Raw genomic sequence first — 5,121 nt, forward strand, 5'->3', positions numbered from 1 at the left:
GAAATATAGAATAATTGTTTTATTTGATTTTTTCTTCACTTTCTACCAACTGCTCCAGCTCGTTATACCAAGTCTCCCCATACTTGAGAATAAGCGGCTCTTTCAGGAACTGGTACACACGCACCCCCAGCTCTTGCCCAAAACTACACGCAGCGCTACAAATGCCCCAACGGTCATAGTTTAGCGCTTCAAAGCCATCATACTTCGTAATTCGGATAGGGTAAAGGTGGCAGGATATAGGTTTTTTCCAGCTGATTTTGCCGTCGTAATATGCCTGCTCTATGGCGCATTTCAGCATGTTGTTCTCATCATAGATGGCATAAGCGCACTCACGGTTGCCAATAGTAGGTGTGGAATAATCGCCTTCCCAATCTTTGATATAATGACCTTGCTCCTCTACCGCCTTTAAGCCTGCAGCAGACATATACGGCTTTACGTGCTCATAGCTTTGCTCCAGAATAGCCAATTCGTCTTCCTCAAGGGGTGCACCTAAATCACCTTCTACACAACAAGCACCCTTGCACTTCTCAAGGTTACACACAAAAAACTGGTCGCGCACATCGTCGCTTATTACGGTATTCTGAAGAACTATCATGTCAGCTAATAAACATAAAAATATAGAGATGCGGGAAAGAGAGTCTCGCTGCTACGCATCTCAGACTAAAAGAGAGACAAAGGTAGGCAGAAAATAGTTTACATAGCTTTATGTCAAATAAGGCAAAAAAAAGCCACGGCTCCTTCTCATTTCTGAGAAACCGTGACTCAATTTTTTTTTATTTAACTGCTACTGTTTCTTAGGTGACCCTGCCGCCATAAGGATATTCTGCACATTTTCGTGCTTTGTAAAATCAATGGCAGCCTTACCGGAATTGTCTTTTAACTTCACATCAGCTCCGGCTTGTAAAAGGGCAAGTATAACCTCAAAGTTAGAATCGATTTCGCAGGCCAGCATAAGCGGCGTTTTACCTTCGTTGTTGCGTATACTTGGGTCAGCACCGGTTGCAAGCAGTTTCTGCAGCTCCAGAATGCCAATATGCTGCCCTATCGTAGCCTGAAGCGCCTGCGCTAATGCTGTATTACCATCCTTATCTTTAATATTAGGATTGGCACCATAGGTCATCAAAGTATCCAACAGACTTACCTGCTCATTCTCGTAAAATTCAGTTTTGATGCGGGAGCTGCTTACTACATAATGCAGAGCTGTTTTGCCATTTACATCCTGCGCGTTTACATCTGCTCCTTTGCGCAACAGCATACTGGAAGTTCTCAGTCGTACTTCCGGTTGATGAATAACGCCGTAGTCTTCCAGCAACATAGGTATATATACAGCGTGCATGAGCGGAGTGCGCTTGTACAGATTAGCATCATACTCATCTGGCTCAGCCTGTGTGTTCACATCACCACCCGCCGCTATGGCTCGTTTCAGCATATCCGGGTCGCGGTTTATGGCCCCGATTACAACCTTCTGATCTGGCGTCTGGTTAATGTACAGCAGCTGCTCGTAAGCATTTACGCTTCCTTTGGCAATGGCGCCACGATACAGGTGGCGGGCACTGTCTATTTTCACTTCTCCTAAAGTCCCCTCATCATAGAGCAAGGCCAGCGTATACATGGCTTCGCGCTCACCGGCAGCCACGCCTTTTTTGAGCCAGTAAACTGCTTTTTTATAATCTTTGGCAACGCCTTCTCCATTCAGGTACAGGTTGGCCAGGGAAGCGTATGCCACTGCATCTTTTCCTTCTGCCGCGCGGCGCAGATAGTTATGGGCAAGGCTAAAATCCTGAAGTTCTCCAAAACCGGTATAGTACATACTACCCAAAATGCGGTTACAAAAGGCATCTCCGTCTACAGCTTTCTCCCGAATGGCTATTGCCGCTGTGCGCATATGCTGCAAAAATTCTGTTTTATCATCTTTGGTACGTAGTGTCATCAGCTCTGCCAAACCTAAATGCCCCATCACACTGCCACTATCCAAGGCCATCTGATAATAGCTGCGTGCTGAATCTCGGTTAGCAGAGAAATACTTTTCAGCGTTCAGTACCTGCTTGATGGTATCAATTTGAACAGAATCATACTTCATCTCGCGGTACTGGCGCATTCGGCCCATAAAATAGTAAGCATCCGGGTCCCGCTGTGCGGCAGCTTCTTTAAACTTACGATCTGCTTCTTTATACTTCAGAGATGTATAGAGAGACATGGCTTCATCCATGGCAGGTGTACGCCAGATTCGCTTTAGGCTTGGCTTAGCGGGTGTGGCAGCCGGTTTTACAGCTACAGCGGCTTTAGGTGCAGCTTTAGCTGCAGGCTGCTTGGTCTGAGAAGTGGCCGGTTTCTTTGTGGCGGGCTTAGTTGTTTTGGTTTGCCCCATGCCTGCGTGGCTAATGCTCACCAGCAAAAACAGGAACAGCACCTTTATAGTAGCCGGAAAACGGGTAAGTATAGTTTTAAACATCAGTTTAACTTAATTAGACCTATAGTAATGATGCAAATAAACGCACATCCGGAATCATAACAAAAATGCGACCAAAGCATGCGTTTATAGCAAAGTTAAAGTATTTGTTTGTTAGAGCCCCAGCACTAAACGCTTTGGCTGCAAAAGGTGTTCCTAAGGCAGGCAATTATAACCTACAGCTGCCTTCGCGCAAGTTTATACTTCAGCAGGCAAGGAAAGCGCAGGGGCTATTCTGAAAAAGGAATAGTATTTCGTAAATTGCACAGGTTTAAAGATGCACGCGGAAGAGAAGAAATGGATCATTTAAGTTTATTGAACGAGTCGCAGCGCCAGGCTGTGCTGCATAAAGATGGTGCAGCTATGATTATAGCAGGTGCCGGCTCTGGTAAAACACGAGTGTTAACCTACAGGATTGCGCAGTTGATTGACAGCGGCGTGGACCCTTTTAATATATTGGCACTCACCTTCACCAATAAGGCGGCTAAAGAAATGCGCCACCGTATTGAGAAGGTAATCGGCAACAACGCAAAGAATATATGGATGGGCACGTTCCACTCCGTGTTCTCGCGTATCTTACGTGCCGAGGCAGAAAAAATTGGCTACCCTAAAAGCTTTACTATTTACGACACGGACGACTCTAAAACTCTCATCCGTAATATAGTAAAGGAGCTGAACCTGGATGATAAGCTGTATAAGCCGAATATCGTATTAGGCCGTATTTCATCAGCTAAAAACAAGCTGATCTCGATGCGCCAGTACTTGAACGACGCCTCCATCCAGGCTGATGATGAAGCTGCGATGCGTCCAAAAATCGGGAAGATTTACGAACTGTACCAGAACCGTCTCTTCAAAGCGGGTTCTATGGACTTTGATGATTTGCTGTTCAATACCAATGTGCTGTTTAAAGAGCACCCGGATGCGCTGAACAAATACCAGAACATGTTCCATTACGTTATGGTGGATGAGTATCAGGATACCAACTATTCGCAGTACCTGATTACACGCAAGCTGGCAGCCAAAAACCAAAACATTGTGGTGGTGGGTGATGATGCACAATCTATCTATGCCTTCCGTGGTGCCGATATCCAGAACATCCTGAACTTTGAGCGCGATTACCCGGACCTGCAGGTGTTTAAGCTGGAGCAAAATTACCGCTCTACCAAAAACATCGTGCACGCTGCCAACTCAGTTATTAAGCACAACCAGGCGCAGTTGCGCAAAGATGTATTTACCGATAATGAGGAAGGCACTTTGATTGAAGTAATCAAGGCTAATTCAGATAACGAAGAAGGTAAACTGGTGGCTACCACTATTTTTGAGGATAAGATGAGCAATCATCTCTCCTACGACGACTTCGCTATACTGTACCGTACCAATGCACAGTCCAGGGCAATGGAAGAGGCCCTCCGCCGCATGAACATCAAGTATAAGATCATCGGTGGCCTCTCCTTTTATCAGCGCAAAGAAATAAAAGACTTAATTGCCTACCTGCGTTTGACAGTCAACCCGAACGATGAGCAGGCTTTTCGCCGCGTGATCAATTATCCGAAGCGCGGTATCGGCGAGACAACTGTTCAGAAGCTATTTGTTACCGCCACGGAGATTAACCATAGTGTTTGGGAAGTGGTGATGAATGCTACTGAGTTTTTAGGGAATCGGGCTGGCACCGCCATTGAAAACTTCTCTGTCATGATCCGTGATTTTGCGCGCATTGCACAAAACAACGATGCCTTTGAAGTTGCCAAACACATTGCCAAGCATTCAGGCATTGTAGATGACCTGTACCAGGACAAAACAGTAGAAGGACTTGCCCGCTACGAAAACATACAGGAACTGCTGAATGGTATAAAGGAGTATGTAGATGATCCTGAAAAGGAAGACAAAAGCCTGGATGCCTTCCTGCAGGACATTGCCTTGATTACGGATGCCGACACGAAAGCAGACGATGATGGAGAGTTTGTCACACTTATGACCATACACTCTGCTAAAGGTCTGGAGTTCCCGAATGTATTTATCGTAGGCATGGAAGAAAACCTGTTCCCGAGCCAGATGATGCTGAACTCCCGCGCCGACCTCGAAGAAGAACGCCGCCTGTTTTATGTAGCTATCACGCGAGCTGAGAAAAAATTGTACCTGACATACGCTACCAGCCGTTACCAGTGGGGCAACCTCCGTGCCTGTGAGAAAAGCCGATTTATTGAAGAAATAGACCCGAAGTTTATTAACTTTAAGTATGGCGAGAGCAACTCAGCCGGCAATGTGTTTGATCGAGTGTTGCAGCGCAAGAGCAGTATAGGCAGTCTGGTAACACCGCCGCCACGCAAGCAGACGGCCACAAACTACACCGCCCCTGCCGATTTTAAACCAAGTGATACGGCTGATTTGGCGGCAGGAATGAAAGTAGAACACCCTAAATTCGGATTCGGCGTAGTTAGTAAGATCGATACGCAGGGCAACAGTACCAAAGCCATCATCAACTTTGATGAAGTAGGTGAGAAAACACTGCTGTTAAGTTTTGCCAAACTACGCATACACTGATAATTAGAAATTACGAATTAGAAATTGAGGTATATACCATAAGTATAACACATGCCACTTTCCATGTAGCGCCTATAACTTCTTGCTCAAATTCCGTAATTCATAGTTGCACCTTGTGGATTATTTATCAT

General features: G+C 45.7%; 3 protein-coding genes. 1 reads left to right on the forward strand and 2 read right to left on the reverse strand.

Annotated elements, in window-relative coordinates; all coding sequences use genetic code 11:
* Window positions 1-19 precede the first annotated feature (19 nt).
* Together ACFQ2O_RS19880 and ACFQ2O_RS19885 are read right to left on the reverse strand one after the other, a co-directional pair.
* On the reverse strand, window positions 20-595 hold the full coding sequence (locus ACFQ2O_RS19880; RefSeq protein WP_377532167.1) for a DUF3109 family protein: 576 nt from the start codon (window positions 593-595) through the stop codon (window positions 20-22).
* 189 nt (window positions 596-784) lie between these two features.
* Complete coding sequence (locus tag ACFQ2O_RS19885) at window positions 785-2,452, reverse strand: ankyrin repeat domain-containing protein (protein WP_377532169.1); 1,668 nt, start codon at window positions 2,450-2,452, stop codon at window positions 785-787.
* 294 nt (window positions 2,453-2,746) lie between these two features.
* Between ACFQ2O_RS19885 and ACFQ2O_RS19890 the strand changes: the two genes are divergently transcribed.
* The gene (locus tag ACFQ2O_RS19890) at window positions 2,747-4,990 is read left to right on the forward strand and encodes an ATP-dependent helicase (protein ID WP_377532171.1); all 2,244 of its coding nucleotides are present in this window, start codon (window positions 2,747-2,749) and stop codon (window positions 4,988-4,990) included.
* Window positions 4,991-5,121 lie beyond the last annotated feature (131 nt).

This window comes from Pontibacter rugosus (assembly GCF_042678745.1).
GTDB lineage: Bacteria > Bacteroidota > Bacteroidia > Cytophagales > Hymenobacteraceae > Pontibacter > Pontibacter rugosus.

Bases quoted from the DNA above. Each gene is read 5' to 3' on its own strand.
- ACFQ2O_RS19880 (WP_377532167.1), bottom strand. From the start codon at position 595: ATGATAGTTCTTCAGAATACCGTAATAAGCGACGATGTGCGCGACCAG.
- ACFQ2O_RS19890 (WP_377532171.1), top strand. From the start codon at position 2,747: ATGGATCATTTAAGTTTATTGAACGAGTCGCAGCGCCAGGCTGTGCTG.
- ACFQ2O_RS19885 (WP_377532169.1), bottom strand. From the start codon at position 2,452: ATGTTTAAAACTATACTTACCCGTTTTCCGGCTACTATAAAGGTGCTG.